The sequence below is a fragment of the Paludifilum halophilum genome (genome assembly GCF_002245355.1).
Taxonomy (GTDB): domain Bacteria; phylum Bacillota; class Bacilli; order Thermoactinomycetales; family DSM-45169; genus Paludifilum; species Paludifilum halophilum.
Window position 1 is genome coordinate 337970 of record NZ_NOWF01000001.1, and the last position, 21775, is coordinate 359744.

Here is a 21775-nt window from a genome sequence, read left to right on the forward strand (position 1 = left end):
AAGACCATTATTCCTCATGTTCCTGGGATTTCTTTTCTCCTTTACCTTCCGGTGCTTCTTGTTTCGCCAGCCAATCGGCCAACTGTTTTTTCTCCTCTTCGGTCCCCTGGAACATCCCGGCGGGCATCTCACCTTTCCCCTCATCCATAATCTCGATAATCTCCTTTGACGTATAGGAGTCACCGATCCCGCGCAGGGACGGACCTTGAAGACCCTCCAACTGCTGACCGTGACAGTTGACACAGGCATTGTTCTTGTAGATGTCGTAGGCCGGATCATTCTGATCCACGATTTCCACACTCTCGTCACCCTTCGGCAGAGAGGCGAGCTGTTTCTGGTGCTCGTCTTCCGCTTCCCAGGTCAAGACGACAATCGCTATCAAAGTGAGAAGGGTCAAACCCGTCGCCACCGGCCGTTTCATCGGACGCCGTTCTTTGCCCCGGTCCAGCCAGGGAGCGAGAAGCAGACCGCCGAATATGAATCCGGGAACCAAGACAGTTCCGACAACGACAAAGGGACCGGAAGCCCATTTAAACTTTAAGAGTTGGTAAAGAAACAGGAAATACCAGTCGGGCACCGGCAAAAAGCTGGTATTTGTCGGGTCCGCCTGCTCTCCCAGCGGAGGCTCTTGAGCCATGACCAAACCCATGAAGCCGACGAGAACGACGACGGCGACCATCCATTCCTTCAAAAGGAAGTTTGGAAAAAAAGCCTCCGTTTTTCCGGGAAATTCGGAGTAATCCTTGGGGTAAAGTTTTTTCTCGTTGACTTTCACCCGTGAATCGCCGACAAAGTGCACCTCTTGGTCCTGACCGTCCTGATTATGTGCCATATGGTTTCCCCCCCTAACGCGTTAGACTTATAACGGCCCCGAGATCCCCTGTCTCCGGATCAGGAAGAAGTGGGCACCCAACAAAGCCAGAAGAGCACCCGGGAGGAAAAAGACGTGTAAGGCGAAGAATCGCGCCAACGTCTGCGCTCCGACGACTTCTCCCCCCTGGAGAAAGGTGGCGATGGCGTCGCCGACAAAGGGCACGCTCGCCGCAATCTCAATCCCCACCTTTGTGGCGAAGTAGGCTTTGTTGTCCCAGGGCAACAGATAGCCCGTAAAACCGAGCCCGAGAATCGTGAAGAAAAGAAGCATCCCCACCACCCAGTTGAATTCCCGGGGGTGTTTGTAAGACCCGGTGAAGAATACGCGCAGGGTATGTAGGAACAGCATCACGATCGCGACGCTGGCCCCCCAGTGGTGCATCCCCCGAACGATCTGTCCGAATGCGATTTCATTCTGCAGGTAATCCACACTTTTATAAGCGTTTTGGATATCCGGAACATAATACATGGTCAAAAACATTCCGGAAAGGATCTGAATGACGACAATAAAAAAGGTTAACCCGCCGAAGCAGTAAATAAAAGCTGAAAAGTGGTGAGCAGGGTTAACGTGTTCCGGGACTTCGTGGTCAGCGAGGTCACGCCACATGGGAGTGATGTCCAACCGCCTGTCGATCCACTCGTATGCGCTTTTCAACATGGTTACGCCCCTCCCCCCTTCTTGACCGGTCCCAAGAGAAGCCTTCCACCCTCAACTCTGGATTCGTACTCGTCCAGCGGTTCGTTCGGCGGTGTCCCCGGAACGTTGGTTCCGTCTTTGGTATACAAACCTCCGTGGCAGGGGCAATAATAGTGATCCTGTTTGCCTCCGCCCTCCCACTTCACTGTGCAGCCCAAATGCTTGCACACCGGGGACAGCGCCAGGATCTGATCTCCATTCTTCGTGACCCAGGCTGTAGCCGGTTCACCGCCTTTGGGCTCATACCAGCCGTCTTTCCTTTTGATGTTGAAGCTGACCGATTTCGGCTCGGTACCGAATTCGTTCACGGGTCCGACATCAACGAATTCTGTGTCTGACCCCTTCTGCAGCAACGGGTCGATGGCGAACCGAATCATCGGATACAACATGCCCGAAGCGAGAAAGCCGCCGGTACTCGCGATGGTATAAGTTAAAAACCTACGCCGTGAGATCCCCGGTTTCTTGGGCTGTTTCTGTTTTTCGCTCACGACTCTTCCGACCTCCCTCTATGCGGGTTAAACGTCCATGAGGACCGGAACCATATGGATGACTAGGACATATTCATGATAGCCAACCGTCTCGCACCGTGTCAAGAACAGGCCTTCCCCTCGACGAAGGTTGTAGATTTCAGATTTCGGTACTACTTTTTCCCGAAACCCCTTCCATCATTCCCTTCATTTATCGGGATTCCCAAATTTCAACGATTTTCGCAGTGACGGATTGTGTCACCGTATCCACATCCCCCTCTTCCAGGATGACGACCGAAAAGGCGGAGTCCTGCCCCTGTTCCCGATCTTCGGAATCGAGGACGCCGTCGGGTGTCAGAAACACGAGATGATGGAACTGAAAAGAAGCCATCTCCCGGGCGACATCTTCCACATATCGGCGAAGTGAAGCGGGGTCGCCGGTGCCATAGGCGATCGGCGGCAACAGTAACAACCGCCCCCTCAGTCCTTGTTCCAGGCGCTCCGACACTTCTTTCACGCGCTTCGTCTCCTGAAGAGCCGGCTTTTTACCGGGTATCCGAATCCGGGATACAGGAATGCACAGGGTATCCACATAAGGGGCCCACTGCGGCCAGTCTTTGGAATCCAAATCCTCCAGTCTCATTCGGAATCCCTCCCAAAGGGCATAAATAAAGCCCGGCCTCTCTACCGGGCATTATATACCGGTTATTTATTCTTTTCCATGATCGCCAGCCATTGTTCGGTTAATTGTAAGAATTGCTTTTCGTCCCCTCTGGCCAGCGCATCGTCAATGCGTCGATACAGCTCTTTTTCCCGGAATTCACGAACCGCTTGATCGAGGATCATCTCCGCCAACAAACTGCACAGAGAATCCTGGACAAGATCTTGTCTTTCCATGGGATTTACCTCCAATACAGCGGCGTATTCGGGACAAGCAGACCTTTCTTTGAAATAAAGACTGATAAAGAGATCCTCACGGGGGCAAGAGCGAATATCGTAGAAGGCTGTCTCCACATCGGTGCTAACCCGCCCGTTCTTGGTAAATTGAAAAGGAGTCATCTGTACACAGCGGGTGGAAATACTGATCGATTTCGGTAAACGGCGTAAACTGTCGACAAAATGCGTCCGCTCCAACAGTTGATCGTCGGAACAAAGGTAATTGAGGAGCCAAGCAGCCTCGCGTTTCTGAAGTTCATATCGGCCGAGAAACCACTGAATAAACTCTTTCTTTTCCGAGACCGTCACACATTCGCTCACTTCGATCCCCCCATCCCGCATTGATGAGAATATTTTGATTTTTACTCGGAACACATGCCGGGCACCCTTGTGAGTTTTTTAAATAACTATGAGGGGCCCTATTCTTTTTATTCCATACCCATCGCGTATTTCCTGCTTTAAGGGACCAATTTCCCGCCAACGGGCTCCGAATATTGATTTTCCAGCGATTTTTCCGCAAATCCGGCCACTCCCGACACCCAGATATGACCCTGGTGATTCATCCGGAGCAAGCGGCACCGGTCTTCCCCTTCTCCGATCCGGAGCAAACCGAGATGCACCATCATTTTGATCGTCCGCTGAAACAGATCTGCTTCCGATTCGTAATAATAAGGTTCCAACCATTGCCGCACAACCGTCTCAACCCGGTTCGCCTCCTGCCAGACATTCCGGCACAGCAAGTCGATCCATTTGACCAAAAGCGCAATATGGCGAATCGGTTTTTTGTATAGGCGCAGCCAAAAACGATAAATCTCTTTGCCCTCATCGGGGTCTTTATTTTCGATTTTCCCCGCTCCCGCTTCACTCAAACGGAGAATGCCGTCCATTTCATCTTCCAGGATATAACCCCGGTAAAAAGCGTAATCGTATAAGAGAGAAAAACGGTCCGGATACAAATGATATCTCCGGCCAAAACCGAATCGCCAACCTTTTTTCGGCACCGGTTCCTCGGCGACATGAAGGGCTTTGAAGATCTGCCTCTGTTGCTGGCGATAGATCCCCCCCTCCGACGTCAGCCGGACTTCGTGTTGACAGAGATAAAACAAAAACCGGTGCAGATCCTCCTGCATCAGACCTTCTTCGTTCCGGTAAGCGACAGGCTGCTGTTCGGCGGATGCCGTACCCGCATATTTTTCCGAGAGCAACTCCAAAAAACGCCGGCGCAGATCCCGGGGAACCTGAAACAACGATTTGTCCCGGTGGGAAACACCCGGAAACAACCAGCCTTTTTTGCATCCGAGAAGGACCAACCGACGCGGGTGATCTCCGTCCCCCTCCAAAGCGGCCCGCCCTTTCCCGATCAATTCCTCCCGGCTGAACACCTCCCGGGAATCGAAACAAAGCTGTTGCAGAAAGCGAAACTCTGCGGGATGGAGGGATTCTACCTCCCCCTTGAGCCGGGAAGGTTTCCCCAAGTGATGAAGCAGGGAAGAAATCAGTCCATTCTTGGAATGAAAATCATTACCGCAATCATAGTGATCCGCCATCCGCTTCAGTGTTTCGATATCGGCATAGGTTAAAAGATCGGCAAAATTCACGTTCCACGCCTCCAAAACCTTCTCTCCCTATCTATCATGCGCGGAAACGGAGAAATCATACTTCAGCCCGAGAGGAAAAGAAAACGACTGCCAAACGGTTCGATCCTTCAAAAACTCCACGGGGTGCTCATCCTAGCGAGACCCGGAAGCGATCCGTAAAAAAACGCCCCTACTAGGGTATGTCTGGTAAATCGTCGAAAAAAGCTGGACGCCGATTTCCAGCGCAGCGGCCTTTGCACTCAGGGGAGCACAAGTCTCCCCTCGTTCGCTCTGCTCTCGGGTCTCGCTATGCCCGACAATCGAGCGGAGTTTTCGGAGGACCGAACCGTTTAGCGGCCACGATGCTTCTCCGCATGAATGCTGGTTCGGTCCGTAGAAAAGGTCGCGGACCGTTTTGCATTTGCAGGAGGGCAACCCGGCGCGGAGTCGGAAATCGGCGTCCGCTATCCGTTAATTATCAGACAGGCCCTAGGATCCTCTCACCTTTCGATCAGCGACTCCGGTCCGGGAAGGCTTCTCCTCCACCACCTTCAATCCGCGCCCGGTCAGAAACAGAACGCATAGGAGCAGGATGATCGTCCCGGGATGGATCAACCAGGAGGTTTGGGTGAAAAGCTGAACCCCGTCACCGACGAGCCCATACCAGATGGCAAAGACGGAAGACGGCAGAAAGGGAATGAAACCGGTGAGAAACAGGGGAATATGAACTGCGGCGAAGACCATCCATCCCTCTCTTCGCCGAAGACCATAGATATGTTTGGCGGTGGAACCCAGACCCAAGTAAATAAAGCAGGTCATCACACTCACCAGAATCATCATCCATTCCAACATCAATGCGGCCAAATCGCCGGACGGAAAAAAACGCCAGATATAGAAAGGAAAAATCCATTCTTTTAAAACCGTAATCACCGTTAATACAAAAATCATTTCCGTCGCCAATCCCCATCGGTTTTCTCTCATCCCGCTCCCCCCTATTGCTAGATGTATGAGTAGAGGGACAAAAAAAGAACCGCCTGAAACAGGCGGTTCGCACGAAACGTGCAACATTGGATAGGAGTGGAGAGAAACCATACTATGGGTATATTATAAGCAAGTCCGGTACACGGGTCAACTAATTATCACAAATTTTCTGATTCAATTTTTCCTTTTCCGAAAGAAAAAGGGGATTTACTCCCCTTCCCTCCTTCAGAAAAGGAAAAATAAATCCCGTCACGAAAAAGATCGCCTTCCCTTTTATGAACCTCCCGATGACAGTTGATGAAGGGTTCGCTCAAACTCCGGAAAAGAGACGCGGATCGCTTCCGCGTTTTGCACCGTGACTCCGTCCTCGGCCGCCAGACCGGCTACTGCCATCGCCATTCCGATCCGATGGTCGCTGTGGCTGTCACATACCGCACCACTCAGGGGCGTCTTCCCCTGAATGATGAGACCGTCTTCCGTCTCTTCCACCTCGGCCCCCAGTTTGCGCAATTCCTGTGCCGTGACGTCGATCCGGTTTGTTTCCTTCACTTTCAATTCCGAGGCATCGCGGATCACGGTCTGTCCCTCCGCCTGGGTAGCGGCCACCGCCAGCACGGGAATCTCATCAATCAAACGGGGGATCCATTCCCCGCCGATCTCCACCCCATTTAAAGGACTGGAGGAGACGGTAATATCCCCGACAGGCTCTCCGCTCCACTCTCCGGTGACTGTTACCTCCACCTCTCCGCCCATGGCCTGAAAGGCATCGATAATCCCAGTCCGGGTCGGATTGAGACCCACTTCCCGAATCGTCACCCGGCTGTCCGGAACGATCAGGGCCGCGGCTATCAAAAAGGCGGCGGAGGAGATATCCCCCGGTACACGAACATATTGGGCCGTCAGCTCTTGTCCTCCCTGCAGAGAAACACGCCCTTTTTCCACCGACAGTTCCACTCCGAAGGAACGCAACATCCGCTCTGTATGATCCCGGGAGAGAGAAGGTTCCTCCACCACCGTTTTCCCTTCCGCCTGCAACCCGGCCAACAACAGACAGGATTTCACCTGGGCGCTGGCGACCGGACTGCGGTGAGAAATACCGCCGATACTTCCGCCGCGAACTCCCAGAGGGATGAATGAACCACCCTTCCGACCGTCCACTTGAGCCCCCATCCGGCGCAAGGGTTGAATCACCCGGTCCATCGGCCGTCGACCGATGGACTCATCCCCGATAACGGCGGAATAGAAGGGACGTCCCGCCAAAATCCCCAGCATCAGGCGGATCGTCGTACCGGAGTTACCTACGTCCAGCACGCGGGAAGGCTCCACAAGACCTTCCCATCCCTGCCCTTTCACCGTCAGAGAGGTTTCCGACTCCCGGCGGATTTCGACCCCCATCCGCCGGAAGCACTCAATCGTACTCAGACAGTCAGCGCCGGGTAAAAAACCCTTCACCCGGGTATCCCCCCGGGCGACAGCCCCGAACATTACCGCCCGGTGTGAAATCGATTTGTCCCCGGGAACGTGAACCGCACCCGCCAGCCCGCGTTTCCGTTCCGTTTTCAATAAATGCATCGCCTCTGCCCCTTTTTGCGGATCGATCCGCTTATTCATTCAGATCAATAACCGTGTAACCTTTTCTGGCCAATACCGTTTTAGCCCGGCGATAATCCCTTTCTTCCCGAAAGGCGAGACGAAGGACTCCCGCTCCGTCTTCTCGGTTTTCCATCACGCCAATGTTGGCGATACTGATCCCTTCTTCCCCCAAAAGCGTCGCCACTTTACCGATCACCCCCGGATGATCGGCAACATCGACATAACATTCCCAAACGGGAGACAAAATTCCTATCTTTCGATCCGGCAACTGCTCTCGGGAAATTTTCGCCTGTTCAAAAAAAGTTTGGATCGAAAAAGAATCTTCCGCTTCCAGTGCCTCTTTGACTCTTTCCATTTCCCGAATCCAATCCTGCATCAGCCCGAGAATCGATTCCCGGTTGCTCAGGAGAATATCCCTCCACATCACCGGATCACTGGCGGCGATCCGAGTCAGATCCCGGAATCCCCCCGCCGCCAACCGGTGAAACCATTCGTTGGACTCGTTATAGCGATCCACCTGATTGACCAATCCTGCCGCCAAAATATGAGGGAGATGGCTGATCGCCCCTACAATCCGGTCATGGTGCTCCGGGTTCATAATCACCAGCTGTGCCCGGGTCGCCGTAACCAGCAGACGGCTCAGCCGTTGTACCTTGGACAAGGGGGTTTCGGGGAAGGGGGTCAAAATGTAATAGGCGTTCTCAAAGAGCAGGGAACGGGCGGCTTTCACTCCGGACTGGTGAGAGCCGGCCATCGGATGACCCCCGATGAACGCTTCCCGGAGACGGGGAAAAACTGCGGCCTGCTCCATGATCCGCCCCTTGGTACTGCCGACATCGGAGATCAGACAATCCGGCTTCAAGTCCAATTCCGCCAAAGCTTCTAGAAGATCGGGAGCCGTTCCCACCGGGACGGCGAGGAAGATATAGTCCGCTTTCGTCACCGCTTCTTCCATCCGGGTAAACCCCCGGTGAATCACTCCCGCCGATTCCGCCAAATGAAGTGTTTTCTCCGACCGGTCATATCCGTAAACTTCCACCCCCGCCCTCTCCTTCAATCCGAGGGCCAGGGAGCCGCCAATCAGACCGATCCCCAGCACTGCCGCTCTTTCCATAGCAATCAAGCGACTTCCTTCGGTTTCGGCAGATGGAGACAGCCCGCCAGTTCTTGGAGAAACCGCTGGTTTTGTTCCGGTGTCCCTACTGTGACCCGAATATGGGTGGGATAACCTAAGGCCGCTCCGGAACGGACAATCATTCCTTTTTCCAGCAGGCACTGAAACACATCGTCGGCGGGCTTTTCCGTATCCATCATCACAAAATTGCCGTGGGCCGGAAAATAAGACAGCCCCCACTCATCCAGTTGGGCTTGGATCCGTTCGATTCCCCGGCGGTTTTCCCGGCGGCAGTTTTCTACAAACTCCCGGTCCGCCAAAGCGGCTCGTGCGGCCCGTTGGGCCAAACGGTTGGCGTTAAAGGGTTCCCGTACCCGGTTCATTTCGTCCACAATTCCCGGAGAGGCGACCGCATAACCGATCCGGAAGGCGGCCAGACCGTAAATTTTAGAGAAGGTGCGCAGAACCACGACCCGCGGATCCTTTTCCACTAAGGAAAGGGTGTCCGGATAGGAAGGATCCGTGACATACTCCTGATACGCTTCATCCACCACGACCAGTACATGATCAGGAAGCCGGTCCAGGAAAGAAACCAGAGCATCGTGGCTGATGATCGTTCCCGTCGGATTATTGGGATTGCATACCCAGACGATCCGGGTGTGATCGTTGACCGCCCGGGCCATCGCATCCAGATCATGGGTTCCCTCGACCATCGGCACCTCCACCGGAGTACACCCTTCAATCAGGGTCTGTGTCTTGTACCGGGGAAAGGTGATATCCGCCATTACTGCCTCATAACCGGGTTCCAGATAGGTTCGGGCGATCATCTGTACGATCTCGTCGGAACCGTTGCCGAACAGAATCCGGTCGGTGGAAACATTCAGGTGGGACGCTAGTTCCTGCCGCAGTTGAGGAGCCCCTCCTTCCGGATACATAAACAGATGCGCCTGTTCTTCAGTCAGGGACTCCCATACAGACGGAGAACAGCCGTAGGGGTTTTCGTTGGACGCCAACTTGATCACTTCTTCCAAACCGAGCTCCCGCTTCACTTCCTCCAGCGGTTTTCCCGGTTGATAGACAGGCACTCCTTGAAGTACAGACTTGGATTTCATGCGCGCGGTTCCTCCCACTTTTTTTCTCTCTAGTTTACACTAGAACCCCTGTGAAATGAAACGCCCGTTCATCCCCGGATACGGGATCAACGGGCAGACATCTAGAAGCATTGTGAAGTCGAGAGCGGCAGCCTTTACCCGAAACCGCTCCGATTGCACTCAAGATCACTTCGCTCTCGGGTTTCGCTATCCTGTCCGGCAGAGATGTAGACACTGGCCGCTCCGCATCTTCCTGCTGCGGGCAGAGGCAATGCCTGCGATGCAACACAAAGAAAGCTTTTGCATACACGCCCTTGCAGGCTGATTCTCCGCTGGGCAGGACAGCGTCCTTTACTTCAGGCGCTACCCATCAATTCTGTGGTGCCCGTGGGTGCAAAGTCGCTATTTCGGGTATATGCTTCTAGTCTTCCGATCATGGAAGTTGCGATTTGATTCAGTCTTGTTTTTCCCCGATCAGATCCCGGATAAATAAACGTAGTCCATCCAGAGCGGCCCGGCGTTTGGAAGGGTCCTGCAACTCTTCCCGCCGCTCTTCCACCTGACGGACGAGAGCGCTTCCCACCACCGCCGCGTCAGCGTGAGCCATGAACCGGTCCACATGCTCGCGCCTGGAAATACCGAATCCGACGGCAATCGGTACCGGGCTGTGCTGTTTCACCGTATCGAGGAACGCTTCCACCCCGTCGGCAAAAGCGGATCGAACACCGGTCGTACCCAAGGATGAAACACAGTAGACGAACCCCTTAGCCCGAGAAGCGATCTGCCGGATGCGTTCCCTCGACGTGGGAGCGACCAGGGGAACCAAGTGAAGACCTCGCTCTCCGGCGAAACGGGAAAGCTCTTCACTCTCCTCCCAGGGGAGGTCCGGGACGATCATTCCGTCGATGCCGGCCGCCTCGGCCTGCTGAACCAGCCGGGCGGGACCGAAGCGAAGAATCGGATTATAGTAGGAAAACAGTACGAGAGGGGCTCGCACGCCTTCGGCACGGGCCGCATCGGCCAACTGCAACACTTTAGGCAAAGTCATTCCCTCGGCCAGTGCCCGTTCCGATGCCGCCTGAATCACAGGACCGTCGGCCAAGGGATCGGAATAAGGCACCCCCAATTCAATTGCAGAAACCCCTTCTCCATCCAATAACTTAACCAGGTCCAGGCTGGTGTTGAAATCCGGATCCCCTGCTTCGATAAAGGGAATCACGCGACGGGAACGATCCTGTTGAAACGCCCGATCCAGCCGGTTCTCCATCACTCTCCCCCCAATTCGGAACGAATCGTTTCCACATCTTTGTCTCCGCGTCCCGACAGGCAGATCACAAGCAAGGAGTCGAAGCTCCCTTCACCCGCCAGTTTAACCGCCTCAGCCACTGCGTGTGCCGATTCCAGGGCCGGAAGAATCCCCTCCGTCCGGGAAAGGAGGCGCACAGCCTCCAATGCCTCCCGGTCTTCGGCACAGGTGTAGCGTACTCGGCCCCGCTCCTTCAAACAGGCATGTTCCGGGCCCACTCCCGGGTAATCCAATCCCGCGGAAACGGAGTGTGCTTCCAACACCTGTCCGTATTCATCCTGAAGCAGATAGCTGAGTGAACCATGCAACACACCGGGAGTTCCCCGGGATAAAGTGGCGGCGTGCCGATCCGTATCCAATCCTTCACCGGCGGCTTCCACACCGTGCAGACGAACCCCGCCGTCAGCGATAAAGGGGGTGAACATCCCGATCGCGTTGCTCCCCCCTCCGACACACGCGACTACATCATCGGGAAGACGCCCTTCTTTCTCCAAAAGCTGAGCCCGGGTCTCATCCCCGATGATTCGTTGAAAATGGCGGACCATTTCCGGATAAGGGTGAGGCCCCACCGCCGAACCGATCAGGTAAAACGTATCCTCCACATGAGAAACCCAATACCGGATCGCCTCATTGGTAGCATCTTTCAATGTGCGGCTGCCGGAAGTAACAGAGATCACTTCCGCCCCCAACAACTCCATCCGAAACACATTGAGCCGTTGACGGCGGACATCTTCCTCGCCCATAAACACCTTGCATTCCAACCCCAGCAGAGCGGCCACTGTCGCCGAAGCGACACCGTGCTGTCCGGCTCCTGTCTCAGCGATCAGCTTTTTCTTACCCATCCGCCGTGCCAAAAGCCCTTGCCCCAAGGTGTTGTTAATTTTATGGGCCCCGGTATGATTCAAATCCTCCCGTTTCAGATAAATGCGGGAACCACCGGCGTACTCCGTCAGCCCCTCGGCCAGCGTCAACGGAGTCGGACGGCCGGAGTACTCCTGCAGCAGGTAGGAAAGCTCTTTTCGGAACTCCGGGTCCTCCACTGCCGACCGGAACCCATTTTCCAATTCATTCAGCGCATTCATCAAAGTTTCCGGAACGAACCGTCCGCCGAAGGCGCCGAACCGACCCGGCCGGTCAACGGCTTGCTCCGACATTTTCTTTTCGCTCAAAATGTCTCACCCTCTCCACCAATGCTTTCATCTTTCTTCGGTCTTTTCGTCCCCCGGTCTCCACTCCACTGGATGCATCGACACCCTCCGGACCGCATCGGTCCATCAGCTTCCCCACATTATCCGGGCGAATCCCTCCGGCGACCCAGACAGGCACTCCGAACCGTTCCCAACGCCGTCGAATCTCTGAAACCTGATTCCAGGGAAAAGTCAGACCGGTTCCGCCGCGTTTTCCTCTTGAGGCGGAATCCAGTAGAATCGCATCCGTCCAGGGGGCATAGGCCTCGGGGTACAGCTTCCTGTCACCGTCTTCACCGATATGGATCACTTTGATCAACGAGACCCCCGTCGTTTCCTTGACCCACCGGCAAAAAGCGGGAGATTCATCTCCGTGAAGCTGAATCATGTCAAAGGGAACCCGGGACAACCAATATTCGACTTCCTCCCGTCGCGGATCCATCATGACTCCCACGGACCGGACACCTTCAGGCAACCGGGTGACCATTTCCCGTGCCGGACCGGGAGAAACTGTCCGCTTCCGACCCGGTACCAGAATCAATCCGGCGGCATCGAGGTCGAGCCCCGTTAACGCATGGATATCCTCCATTCGCCGCATCCCGCACAACTTTACGAAGGTTCGGCGCAACCGGTTCCACCTGCCAGTAACCGACGAATCGCCCGTTCCGGCGACTCTTGCCGCATCAGATACTCTCCCACCAGGACGCCTTCTACCCCGGCTCGGCTCAATCGTTCCAAATCCGCCCGGGAATGGATCCCGCTTTCACCAATGACGGGAATCCCCTCCGGAATCAGGGGAGATAGCTCTTCTGTCACCGCCAAATCCGTGTCGAAGGTGGTTAGGTTGCGGTTGTTGATACCGATCACATCCGGCTTTGCCTGCAGAGCGGCATCGATTTCCTCGGCCCGGTGCACCTCGATCAGTGTTTCCAGACCCAATCGACGGGCTTCCCAAGCCAGCTCCTTCAGCGCCTCTTTTTCCACCATGGCGGCAATCAGGAGGACGGCATCGGCTCCCAACAGCCGGCTCTCTACCAACTGAACCGGATGGAGGATAAAATCCTTCCGCAGTACCGGCAAAGAGACCTGTTCCTTCACTCGCCGGAGATAATCGGGATGCCCGTGAAAAAAGGTCTGATCCGTCAATACCGAAACAGCGGAAGCCCCTCCCGCTTCATAAGCCCGGGCAGTGGAGACGGGGTTTACCTGCTCTTGGATCGTTCCCCGGGAAGGTGAGGCCGGTTTTACCTCGGCGATCAAAGCCGGGGATTCCCGTTTCACCATCGCTTTTGCCAGAGAACGGCAGGACGACATCCGATCCGCCGCTCTCCGGTCGTCAGCAGTCAACTCCCGGGACAGGCCTTCCACTTCCTTCCGCTTCTCCTCTGTAATCCGATTAAGAAACACGGTGGACCTCCTTTCCGGCACCGACCATTTTCTCCAATTTCTTTTCCGCCCGGCCGCTGTCGACGGTTTCGGCGGCAATATGGATTCCCTCCTGCAGACAGGTGGCCCGGCCCGCCACATAGATGACCGCACCGGCATTAGCCAGGACCACATCCCGTTTGGGTCCGGAAATACCCTTTAAAACATCCCGGATCAACTCGGCGTTAATCTGGACATCACCCCCGGCCAGTTCAGAGAGGGAGCAACGATTCAACCCCAACTCCTCCGGAGTCACCCGGTAAGTATGAACCTGTCCGTCCTTTCCTTCACTGATTCGGGTTTCACCGGTGACGGAAACCTCGTCGATACCGTCCAGACCGGCGACAACCAGCACCCGGTCCGCTCCGAGGGATAGAAGCACCTGCGCTACCGTCTCCGTCAGGTCCGGATCATAAACGCCGACCAATTGGCGCCGAACCCCGGCGGGATTGGCCAAGGGCCCCAATAGATTGAAACACGTGCGAAAGCCGAGTTCCTTCCTCGCCGGCATCACATTTTTCATCGCCCGATGATACAGGGGGGCGAACATAAAACAGATTCCCCACTCCCGAAGGGCCCGTTCCGCCTCTTGAGCATCCATCCTAATATCGATACCCAAAGTCTCCAAAACATCGGCGCTTCCGCTTCGGCCCGATGCGGCCCGATTGCCGTGTTTGGCCACGGGAATCCCCGCCGCCGCGGCGACGATCGTCGCCGCCGTAGAAATATTGAAGGTACCCTTTCCATCTCCGCCCGTCCCGCAGGTGTCCACTGCATCGGGAATCTCCAGCCGAACCGGTGTCACCTTTTCCCGCATGGCATGAGCGAATCCGGAAATCTCCTCCACGGTTTCTCCCTTCATGCGCAGGGCCGTTAAGGCGGCCCCGATCTGCGCCGAGGATACGTTTCCTTCCATCATCGTCTTCATGAGTTCCGCCGATTCCTCCCGGGTCAGATCATGACCACTCACCACTTTGGATAAGGTTTGCTGGACCATATTCCCTCCCCTTTCATCGCTCTGCGGTTATTGAAAACAGGCTCTCTGCCAGGTTAAGAGCCCGAATGATTCCCTTGGCCTTATTTCTGGACTCCTCGTATTCCGCCTCCGGATCGGAATCAGCAACAACGCCGCCCCCGGCCTGGATATAGGCAGTGCCATTCCTGAAGTATACGGTCCGGATCGTGATACAACTGTCCAGATTGCCGGTGAAGCTGAAATAACCGATCGCTCCGGCGTAGATTCCCCGGGGTGTTCCTTCCATTTCGGCGATCAACTGCATCGCCTTCACCTTTGGCGCTCCCGACACCGTTCCCGCGGGAAAACAGGAACGGAAAGCGTCCAAAGGCTTCCGTCCCTTCGCCAATCGTCCAGTGACATGGGAAACCATGTGCATCACATGGGAATACTTTTCGATCACCATATGATCCGTCACTTCCACCGAACCGTAGCGGGAGATTCGCCCCAGATCGTTGCGGCCCAAATCCAGAAGCATCACATGCTCCGCCCGCTCCTTCTCATCGGCCAGCATCTGCTCGGCCAGGGATTCATCCTCCGTCGGATCGGCTCCCCGAGGCCTCGTACCGGCGATGGGCCTTGTCTCCATCCGGTCTTCCGTCACCCGGACCAGCAGTTCCGGGGACGCTCCCACCACCTCTTCGTCGCCCAGCGAGAGATAATACATATACGGAGAAGGGTTGAGCACCCGGAGCACCCGATAAACATCAAAGGCACGGGGAGCACGGGGCCATTTCCACCGCTGCGAGGGAACAATCTGAAAGATATCCCCCCGGCGGATATGCTCTTTGGACTTTTCCACCATCGCGCTGTATGCGTCCTTCGTCATCTCGGGAACCGTCCGGGAAAAGTCCGCCTCCAGCCTCTTGTCGATAGCGGGCGGAAAAGCGACGAATTCAGGATCTCGGAAACGAAGCGTCTCCGCCCACTCGTCAACAGCGGCAATGGTTTGTCGGTAACCCCGAAGCAGCTCATCTTCACCGGCTCCGTCAGGCACGTGAAAATTGGCCACCAGTGTGATTTCCTGCTTCAGATGATCGACGATCATCAACCGGTCGCAAAACATCAGATGCATGTCCCTCGCTCCCGTTCCTTCCGCCCCGGGATGGCGGGACACCGGTTCGAAATAGCCGATCGACTCATAACCGATATAACCCACTGCTCCGCCGAGAAAAGGCGGATATCCGGTATAGCCGGGAGAGCGATAACGCTGCAATAACTGCTCCAGTTCTTCCAGAGGATCGTCACAGGAATACGCTTTTTCACCGGTCCCTTCCGCGATCCGGATCTCCCCACCTTGACACTGAAAAGTCAGAAAAGGGTCCGTGCCGATAAAAGAATAACGTCCCCAGCGCTCGCCTCCTTCCGCACTTTCCAGCAGAAAGGAATAGGGTCGATTCCCCAAGCGCTGATACAGGCGGATCGGTGTCTCCGTATCCGCGAAGATAGTTTTTAAGACAGGAATCGTCGAGTAATCGCGGGAGAGCTCCCGCACTCGATCAAACGGGGGATAATACACGATATCTCCTCCCTCCTCCAGGTCATAACCCTTTTGGAGACGAAGAGATCGGTTGCGAGAGGAAAAAAGAGGAAAATAAAAAGACCAAAGCACAGAAAGCTTTGGTCGGTCGTCCGTTCCAAATACCTCCGCTCTCCTCTGCTTGCCAATCTCATCTCATCTCGTCTCTCAACTCATTGAATTGCTGTCTACTTTACCGAAGTCGGGCCCAGTTGTCAACGGTCGGTTTTCTCCGCCAAATCCGGCCGTAAAGAACGGGCCTCTTTGAGGTATGCATGGCGGATTTGTTCCGGTTGTAAATCCGTATTGACGTGAACCAGGAGACGGAGACACCTGGAAAGTGCACCCGGCACGTCAATTTCGCTGGCGCACATTAAGGGGACCGAGTCCCAGCCGGACATCTCCCGGATCGCGCGTGCGGGAAAAGTAGCGTTTAAATCAGGACTCATCGTGATAAACACACTGGCGATCGCATCCGGCCGAATTCCGTTCAACCGGACGATTTCCTCCAACAGCTCCCGGGTCGCCCTCAAGATGAGCCCGGCATCGTTTTTCTCAACGGTTGTGGCCCCTCGGATACCGCGAATCATCAGTCCTCTTCCCCTTTCAATCGGCGCAATACCCGGCGAACCGCCGATTCTTCGACGGAATGCCGCACCCGAACCGATCCGATCGACCTCGGCAGGACAAAGGTGTAATCCCCTTCCCGGGCTTTTTTGTCCCGACGCATCGCCGCCAACAGTTCCTCCTCCGACCATTTCGGCGACAATCGGGTCGGCAGACCGAAATCCACAAGGAGATCCCGGGTGGAGTCAAAAACGCGTACAGCGGTACCTAACTCCTCCCCGAGGCGGGAGGCCAATGTCATCCCGATCGCCACCGCCTCCCCGTGCGTGTAAGTGCCGTATCCGGCCACCGATTCCAATGCATGCCCAAGGGTGTGTCCGTAGTTGAGAATGGCGCGGAGTCCCGTTTCCCGCTCATCCCGGGAAACGACATCCGCCTTCACCCGGCATCCCCTGAAGATCGCCTCTGTCACCCGGTCGGGCTCCAGATCCATTAGCGAATCGCTGTTTTTTCGCAACCAATCGGCAAAGGAAGCATCCCAGATCAGGGCGTGTTTCACTACTTCGGCATAACCGGAAGAGACTTCCCGCTTCGAAAGCGTCTTCAGCGTATCGACATCGAATATCACCGCCGACGGTTGATAAAAGGCACCGATCATATTTTTGCCGAGACGGGAGTTGACACCCACTTTTCCCCCGACACTGCTGTCATGAGCCAACAGGGTGGTCGGCAACTGAAAAAAGGGAACCCCCCGCATATAAGAAGCGGCCAAAAACCCGGCCAGATCCCCGATGACGCCGCCTCCCAGAGCCAGGATGCCGCCGGTGCGGTTCAAACCGAACTGGAGGCAATCTTCCACCATCGATTCCAACCGAGTCAGGGTTTTGGAGGATTCCCCGGCGGGAACCGAAATCTGCCCGACCGTACAGCCCGCTTTCTCCAGGGACAGTGCAACGTGATCGGCATACAACGGGCCGACATGGGAATCTGTCACCAACATCAAAGGATGTCGGAGATTCCAACCGGATTCCTCCAGCAGACGGGGGAGCCGCTCGTAAAGTCCCGATCCGATATGAATGGGATAACTCCGGCTCGGCGTGTTCACTTCCAGCGTCTTCACCTTAAAACTCCTTCACTTGTTTACGATATTGTTCAACACACCGGTGCAACTCTTCCGCCGTATCCGAAGAAAACTTCTCCAACAAAGCCCGGGCCACTTCCCAGGCGACCACGTTCTCCGCCACAACGCCGGCGGCAGGCACGGCACAATTGTCCGAACGCTCAATACTGGCTTGAAAAGGCTCCTTCGTATCGATATCCACGCTGTTCAAGGGTTTGTACAGGGTGGGGATCGGCTTCATCACTCCACGGACCACAATCGGTTCTCCGGTGGTCATCCCGCCTTCAAAACCGCCCAACCGATTGGTGGCCCGATGATACCCCTTTTCCTCCGACCAGAGGATCTCGTCATGAACCTGGGATCCCTTTCGTTCCGCCGCTTCAAACCCGATTCCGATCTCCGCCCCCTTGAAGGCGTTGATGCTGACGATCGCCTGAGTGATGCGAGCGTCCAGCTTCCGGTCCCAGTGGACATGACTGCCCAGACCGACAGGAACGTTCTCCACGATCACCTCGACGACCCCCCCTAGAGAATCCCCTTCCTGTTTGGCTTCATCGATCAGGCGGATCATCGCCTGTTCCGCTTCAGGATCGAGACAGCGTACCGGAGACGCTTCCGACCGTTCTGCGATCTCTTCCGCCGTCCACCGGGCCGGGTCCAAGCGCTCGGTTCCCACGGTACCGATGCGGACCACATGGCTCGCCACGCGGATGCCGCAAAGCTGAAGCACCTGTCGGGCGACAGCCCCGGCGGTGACCCGTGCCGCCGTCTCCCGGGCGCTGGATCGTTCCAACACATCCCGCATATCCCGGTGGCCGTACTTGATCGCCCCGTTGAGATCGGCATGCCCCGGACGGGGCCGGGAAACGCGGCGCTTCTCCGTTTTTTCCCCTTCAGAGTCCGGACTCATCACGTCTTTCCATTTCACCCAGTCTTTGTTTTCAATGGCCAGCGCCACCGGAGCGCCTGTCGTCTCACCGAAGCGGATCCCCGATAAAACCTGAACCCGATCCGACTCGATCTGCATCCGTCGCCCCCGTCCATACCCTTTTTGGCGGCGGGCCAACTGCTGGTCAACCGCTTCCCGCGAAAAAGGAAGACGGCTGGGCAACCCCTCCACGATCAATGTTAATTGGGAGCCGTGTGATTCCCCTGCCGTTAAATAGCGCATATCCGATCGTCCTCTCTCCACTATGGCCTGCTTCGTTTTTTCCTGTACCAATGATAAGAACTCGACCTCGAAAAAGTTAGAAGTATGATAACATACCGAAGGCCAGCGGAAAACAAAAGATTTGTTTTTAAAGGGTATTTGATTGTTTTGCAAACCATTTTTAAATAATTCCTAAAAATATTGATTTACGTGGCTCATGGGAAAATTTAAATATCCACTAATGAAAACCTGGTAGAAGGATCATTTGGAGCAACCAATGCCTCTTCTTTTTTGCCATCACCCAGACCGGGGAAACGTCCTGAAGAATCCCGGGTCCACCGAAGATTCTTCTTAAAAAACATCGCCGCCCTTTCCCAGGGCGGCGATGTTTGAGTCGATCAGTAAATCCATTCATCCACCAGCTTCTTGTAGTCCACTTGCTCCTCATCCTTGAAAAAGAGAGCGATTTCACGCTCCGCACTTTCCGGAGAGTCGGAGCCGTGAACGATGTTTTTTCCCACTGTGATGCCGAAATCACCGCGAATCGTACCGGGATCGGCATCCGCCGGCTTGGTTTTGCCCATCATCTGCCGGGCGGTTGCGATCACGCCGTCCCCTGCCCAGACCATGGCGAACACCGGACCGGAGGTGATAAATTGAACCAACTCTCCAAAAAAGGGACGCTCCTTATGTTCAGTATAATGCTGTTCCGCCAATTCCCGGGGAATCGTCATCAATTTGCCGCCCACCATCTGAAACCCCTTTTTTTCAAACCGGGAAATAATCTCTCCGATCAATCCCCGTTGGACGCCGTCCGGTTTCACCATGATAAACGTTTTTTCCATTTGTCGTCATCCTCCATCCGTCTCATCCTATGTATGGATACCGTTTTCCCCGATGATCGGGGCAATCCATCAAAATTTTAACAAAAAGCCGAAGGTATAGCAAACCAGCCTTCTCTCCTAAGGTTCCTAAGGGCTTGTCTGGTCAATCACCGAAAGCAGCTGGGTTGCCGATTTCCAGCGTAGCAACGTTTGCACTCAGGGGAGCACAAGTCTCGCCTCGGTCGCTCCGCTCCCGGGTTTCACTATGCCTGACAATCGAGCGGAGTTTTCGGAGGACCGAACCAGCGGCCACTTTGCTTTTCTTTTGGCCGCTGGTTCGGTCCGTAGAAAAGGGAGCGGACCGTTAACCATCTGCGGGAGGACAACCCGGCGCGGAGTCGAAATCGGCTCCCGTGCCCAGTCAGCTAATCGTGGTAATTGATGACCGGACAGGCCCTAATACGATCGGTCACCGACAAACTCGGCAATCAAACGCAGGGATTCCCTCGCTTCTCCCCCGGGAAGGCGGGAAAGGACTTCCATCGCTTTCTCCAGGTACCGATCCGCCAACCGGTCGGCATATCCGATCCCGTCGGATCGACTGACACGGTGCAACACCTCTTCAATGGACCCCACCCGGCCTTCCGTCTCCAAGTAATTGGCGATCAACCGGCGATCCTTCCGGGAACCCCGCTGAAGCACGTAAATGACCGGCAATGTTACATTTCCCTGCCTTAGATCGCTTCCCGCCGGTTTACCCAGCGTTTTCTCATCACCGACGATATCCAGAACATCATCGGTAATCTGAAAAGCCATCCCCACGAAATACCCATAAAGACGTAGACAACGAACCCATTCCGGATCCGCCCCGCTGACGAGCCCTCCCAGATGGCAGCTGACCGCCATCAACAGAGCCGTTTTCCGCTTGATCCGGTGCAAATAGCGGAGCAGGGACTGGTCCATGTTGTAAAAGTCCCGGATCTGTTCAATCTCTCCCTGGCTCATCTGCATAATGGCCCGGGAGAGAACCTGATGAACCGCCGGTTCGCCGATCCGGGAAGCGATCATCAGTGCGCGGGCGAATATGTAATCCCCGGTGTACATCGCGACGCGGTTATCCCATTTGGCCTTAACCGTCTGGCGCCCTCGCCGGGTCGCCGCATCATCGATGACATCATCGTGCACCAGGCTCGCCATGTGAATCAGCTCCAACGGAACGGCAATCTCCTTGAGCCGACCCACATCATAACGGCCGAATTGACCGGAAAGCAAAACAAATACCGGACGCATCCGTTTACCCCCGGCCTCCAGCAGATGGGTCGCCGATCGGTTGAGCTGGTGGTGCTCCGTTTCAACGGACTTGCCCAGTTCGCCTTCGATCCATCGCAAATCCCGTCTTAAATTTCGATAAATGTCCTGCAGCTTCATAATCCTTCACCCTGGTTACTTGACACTCTCCACGCATGACGACGTGGGACTTTCTCCCTTTGTTTCCGCTGAAATCTCCCGCCTCCCGCAGGATGAGTAACTGTTTCCATTTAGTATCAGTATAAAATATCCGGATCGCTCTGACCATCCCGGACAACAGGAACGCTTTAACGGGAATCTCCCTTTACCCGACCGATATGCAAGGCGGCAATGCCTCCAGTCAACGGGTAAACGTCCACCCGGTCAAAACAGCCGTCTTCCTTCATGATTTCGGCCAATTCTTTGTAATCGGGAAAACGGATCAAAGACTCCGGCAACCAGCGATACTGCTCGTATCGGTTGGCGAACAGCTTGCCGAGCCATGGAAGGATTCGTTGAAAATATAGGTAATAGACAAACCGGAAAGGCGGCCAGGTAGGCTTGGACAACTCCAGCGAGACTACCTGCCCGCCGGGTTTCACCACCCGGGCCATTTCTCGGAGAACATGGCGAAAATCCGGCACATTGCGCAAGGCAAACCCGATGGTGGCGTGATCAAAGGTATGATCCGGGTAGGGAAGATGCATCGCATTTCCCTGAATAAGATCGACACGGGATTCTAGATTCTGATCGCTGATCTTTTTCCCTCCCACCTTCAGCATGTTTCGGCTGAAATCCAGCCCTACGATCCTCCCCGTACCGGAAGCCCGAGCCAGAGAGATGGTCCAGTCACAGGTGCCGCAGCAGACGTCGATCGCCGTTTCTCCGCCCTTCACCTTCATCTTTTTCATGGCAAAGGCACGCCAGCTCTTATGACGCCGAAAACTGAGCAGGGTATTCATCCGATCGTAATCCTTGGCAATGCTTTCAAACACCTGGTGGACAAACTCCTCCTTGGAGCGCTTCAATCGCTCTTCATCAGCCAT

The 21775-nt window shown here is 55.2% G+C and carries 22 protein-coding genes; all 22 read right to left on the reverse strand.

Going from position 1 to position 21775, the window contains the following annotated elements:
• Nucleotides 1-7: 7 nt before the first annotated feature.
• Nucleotides 8-832, reverse strand: coding sequence for a menaquinol-cytochrome c reductase cytochrome b/c subunit (locus CHM34_RS01495; RefSeq protein WP_094262804.1), 825 nt, complete (start codon nucleotides 830-832; stop codon nucleotides 8-10).
• A 27-nt stretch (nucleotides 833-859) separates the two neighbouring features.
• Nucleotides 860-1531 carry a menaquinol-cytochrome c reductase cytochrome b subunit gene (qcrB, locus tag CHM34_RS01500; RefSeq protein WP_094262805.1) on the reverse strand — a complete coding sequence of 224 codons (672 nt, stop codon included), beginning with the start codon at nucleotides 1529-1531 and terminating at the stop codon, nucleotides 860-862.
• A 2-nt stretch (nucleotides 1532-1533) separates the two neighbouring features.
• Nucleotides 1534-2058, reverse strand: coding sequence for a Rieske (2Fe-2S) protein (locus CHM34_RS01505; RefSeq protein WP_094262806.1), 525 nt, complete (start codon nucleotides 2056-2058; stop codon nucleotides 1534-1536).
• A gap of 190 nt (nucleotides 2059-2248) precedes the next feature.
• Nucleotides 2249-2680 (reverse strand): DUF2487 family protein, encoded by a 432-nt coding sequence (locus CHM34_RS01510; protein ID WP_094262807.1) that lies wholly within the window; start codon nucleotides 2678-2680, stop codon nucleotides 2249-2251.
• Between the two features lie 62 nt (nucleotides 2681-2742).
• Nucleotides 2743-3294: a ReoY family proteolytic degradation factor gene (locus CHM34_RS01515; protein WP_094262808.1), complete on the reverse strand. Its 552-nt coding sequence runs from the start codon at nucleotides 3292-3294 to the stop codon at nucleotides 2743-2745.
• A 137-nt stretch (nucleotides 3295-3431) separates the two neighbouring features.
• Entirely contained in the window at nucleotides 3432-4571 is a 1140-nt protein-coding gene (locus CHM34_RS01520; protein WP_094262809.1) for a hypothetical protein, read from the reverse strand.
• Nucleotides 4572-5039: 468 nt separating this feature from the next.
• Nucleotides 5040-5531, reverse strand: coding sequence for a hypothetical protein (locus tag CHM34_RS01525; protein WP_094262810.1), 492 nt, complete (start codon nucleotides 5529-5531; stop codon nucleotides 5040-5042).
• Nucleotides 5532-5804: 273 nt separating this feature from the next.
• Entirely contained in the window at nucleotides 5805-7094 is a 1290-nt protein-coding gene (aroA, locus tag CHM34_RS01530) for a 3-phosphoshikimate 1-carboxyvinyltransferase (RefSeq protein WP_240511835.1), read from the reverse strand.
• 40 nt (nucleotides 7095-7134) lie between these two features.
• The gene (locus CHM34_RS01535) at nucleotides 7135-8238 is read right to left on the reverse strand and encodes a prephenate dehydrogenase (protein WP_094263072.1); all 1104 of its coding nucleotides are present in this window, start codon (nucleotides 8236-8238) and stop codon (nucleotides 7135-7137) included.
• Between the two features lie 5 nt (nucleotides 8239-8243).
• Nucleotides 8244-9350: a histidinol-phosphate transaminase gene (gene hisC / locus CHM34_RS01540; RefSeq protein ID WP_094262811.1), complete on the reverse strand. Its 1107-nt coding sequence runs from the start codon at nucleotides 9348-9350 to the stop codon at nucleotides 8244-8246.
• Nucleotides 9351-9783: 433 nt separating this feature from the next.
• Nucleotides 9784-10596: a tryptophan synthase subunit alpha gene (gene trpA / locus CHM34_RS01545; protein WP_094262812.1), complete on the reverse strand. Its 813-nt coding sequence runs from the start codon at nucleotides 10594-10596 to the stop codon at nucleotides 9784-9786.
• Nucleotides 10596-11789: a tryptophan synthase subunit beta gene (trpB, locus tag CHM34_RS01550; RefSeq protein ID WP_094263073.1), complete on the reverse strand. Its 1194-nt coding sequence runs from the start codon at nucleotides 11787-11789 to the stop codon at nucleotides 10596-10598. Before trpB ends, trpA begins: the two co-directional genes overlap by 1 nt.
• Nucleotides 11770-12450 (reverse strand): phosphoribosylanthranilate isomerase, encoded by a 681-nt coding sequence (locus tag CHM34_RS01555; protein WP_094262813.1) that lies wholly within the window; start codon nucleotides 12448-12450, stop codon nucleotides 11770-11772. The genes trpB and CHM34_RS01555 overlap by 20 nt, the downstream gene beginning before the upstream one ends.
• On the reverse strand, nucleotides 12432-13229 hold the full coding sequence (trpC, locus tag CHM34_RS01560) for an indole-3-glycerol phosphate synthase TrpC (protein WP_094262814.1): 798 nt from the start codon (nucleotides 13227-13229) through the stop codon (nucleotides 12432-12434). The genes CHM34_RS01555 and trpC overlap by 19 nt, the downstream gene beginning before the upstream one ends.
• Nucleotides 13219-14244 carry an anthranilate phosphoribosyltransferase gene (trpD, locus tag CHM34_RS01565; protein WP_094262815.1) on the reverse strand — a complete coding sequence of 342 codons (1026 nt, stop codon included), beginning with the start codon at nucleotides 14242-14244 and terminating at the stop codon, nucleotides 13219-13221. The genes trpC and trpD overlap by 11 nt, the downstream gene beginning before the upstream one ends.
• A 13-nt stretch (nucleotides 14245-14257) precedes the next feature.
• Complete coding sequence (trpE, locus tag CHM34_RS01570; protein ID WP_094263074.1) at nucleotides 14258-15781, reverse strand: anthranilate synthase component I; 1524 nt, start codon at nucleotides 15779-15781, stop codon at nucleotides 14258-14260.
• Nucleotides 15782-15996: 215 nt separating this feature from the next.
• Nucleotides 15997-16374: a chorismate mutase gene (gene aroH, locus CHM34_RS01575; protein ID WP_094263075.1), complete on the reverse strand. Its 378-nt coding sequence runs from the start codon at nucleotides 16372-16374 to the stop codon at nucleotides 15997-15999.
• Complete coding sequence (aroB, locus tag CHM34_RS01580) at nucleotides 16371-17468, reverse strand: 3-dehydroquinate synthase (RefSeq protein ID WP_094262816.1); 1098 nt, start codon at nucleotides 17466-17468, stop codon at nucleotides 16371-16373. Before aroB ends, aroH begins: the two co-directional genes overlap by 4 nt.
• A 1-nt stretch (nucleotide 17469) precedes the next feature.
• Nucleotides 17470-18639 carry a chorismate synthase gene (aroC, locus tag CHM34_RS01585; protein WP_094262817.1) on the reverse strand — a complete coding sequence of 390 codons (1170 nt, stop codon included), beginning with the start codon at nucleotides 18637-18639 and terminating at the stop codon, nucleotides 17470-17472.
• Nucleotides 18640-19016: 377 nt separating this feature from the next.
• The gene (ndk, locus tag CHM34_RS01590) at nucleotides 19017-19463 is read right to left on the reverse strand and encodes a nucleoside-diphosphate kinase (protein WP_094262818.1); all 447 of its coding nucleotides are present in this window, start codon (nucleotides 19461-19463) and stop codon (nucleotides 19017-19019) included.
• Nucleotides 19464-19898: 435 nt separating this feature from the next.
• On the reverse strand, nucleotides 19899-20870 hold the full coding sequence (locus CHM34_RS01595) for a polyprenyl synthetase family protein (RefSeq protein WP_094262819.1): 972 nt from the start codon (nucleotides 20868-20870) through the stop codon (nucleotides 19899-19901).
• Between the two features lie 167 nt (nucleotides 20871-21037).
• Complete coding sequence (locus tag CHM34_RS01600) at nucleotides 21038-21775, reverse strand: demethylmenaquinone methyltransferase (RefSeq protein ID WP_094262820.1); 738 nt, start codon at nucleotides 21773-21775, stop codon at nucleotides 21038-21040.

What these genes read in the sequence shown, in the direction of transcription:
- CHM34_RS01495 (WP_094262804.1), bottom strand. Translation starts at nt 832, where the DNA reads ATGGCACATAATCAGGACGGTCAGGACCAAGAGGTGCACTTTGTCGGC.
- qcrB (WP_094262805.1), bottom strand. Translation starts at nt 1,531, where the DNA reads ATGTTGAAAAGCGCATACGAGTGGATCGACAGGCGGTTGGACATCACT.
- CHM34_RS01510 (WP_094262807.1), bottom strand. Translation starts at nt 2,680, where the DNA reads ATGAGACTGGAGGATTTGGATTCCAAAGACTGGCCGCAGTGGGCCCCT.
- CHM34_RS01525 (WP_094262810.1), bottom strand. Translation starts at nt 5,531, where the DNA reads ATGAGAGAAAACCGATGGGGATTGGCGACGGAAATGATTTTTGTATTA.
- CHM34_RS01535 (WP_094263072.1), bottom strand. Translation starts at nt 8,238, where the DNA reads ATGGAAAGAGCGGCAGTGCTGGGGATCGGTCTGATTGGCGGCTCCCTG.
- hisC (WP_094262811.1), bottom strand. Translation starts at nt 9,350, where the DNA reads ATGAAATCCAAGTCTGTACTTCAAGGAGTGCCTGTCTATCAACCGGGA.
- trpA (WP_094262812.1), bottom strand. Translation starts at nt 10,596, where the DNA reads ATGGAGAACCGGCTGGATCGGGCGTTTCAACAGGATCGTTCCCGTCGC.
- trpB (WP_094263073.1), bottom strand. Translation starts at nt 11,789, where the DNA reads ATGTCGGAGCAAGCCGTTGACCGGCCGGGTCGGTTCGGCGCCTTCGGC.
- trpD (WP_094262815.1), bottom strand. Translation starts at nt 14,244, where the DNA reads ATGGTCCAGCAAACCTTATCCAAAGTGGTGAGTGGTCATGATCTGACC.
- aroC (WP_094262817.1), bottom strand. Translation starts at nt 18,639, where the DNA reads ATGCGCTATTTAACGGCAGGGGAATCACACGGCTCCCAATTAACATTG.
- ndk (WP_094262818.1), bottom strand. Translation starts at nt 19,463, where the DNA reads ATGGAAAAAACGTTTATCATGGTGAAACCGGACGGCGTCCAACGGGGA.
- CHM34_RS01595 (WP_094262819.1), bottom strand. Translation starts at nt 20,870, where the DNA reads ATGAAGCTGCAGGACATTTATCGAAATTTAAGACGGGATTTGCGATGG.
- CHM34_RS01600 (WP_094262820.1), bottom strand. Translation starts at nt 21,775, where the DNA reads ATGGCTGATGAAGAGCGATTGAAGCGCTCCAAGGAGGAGTTTGTCCAC.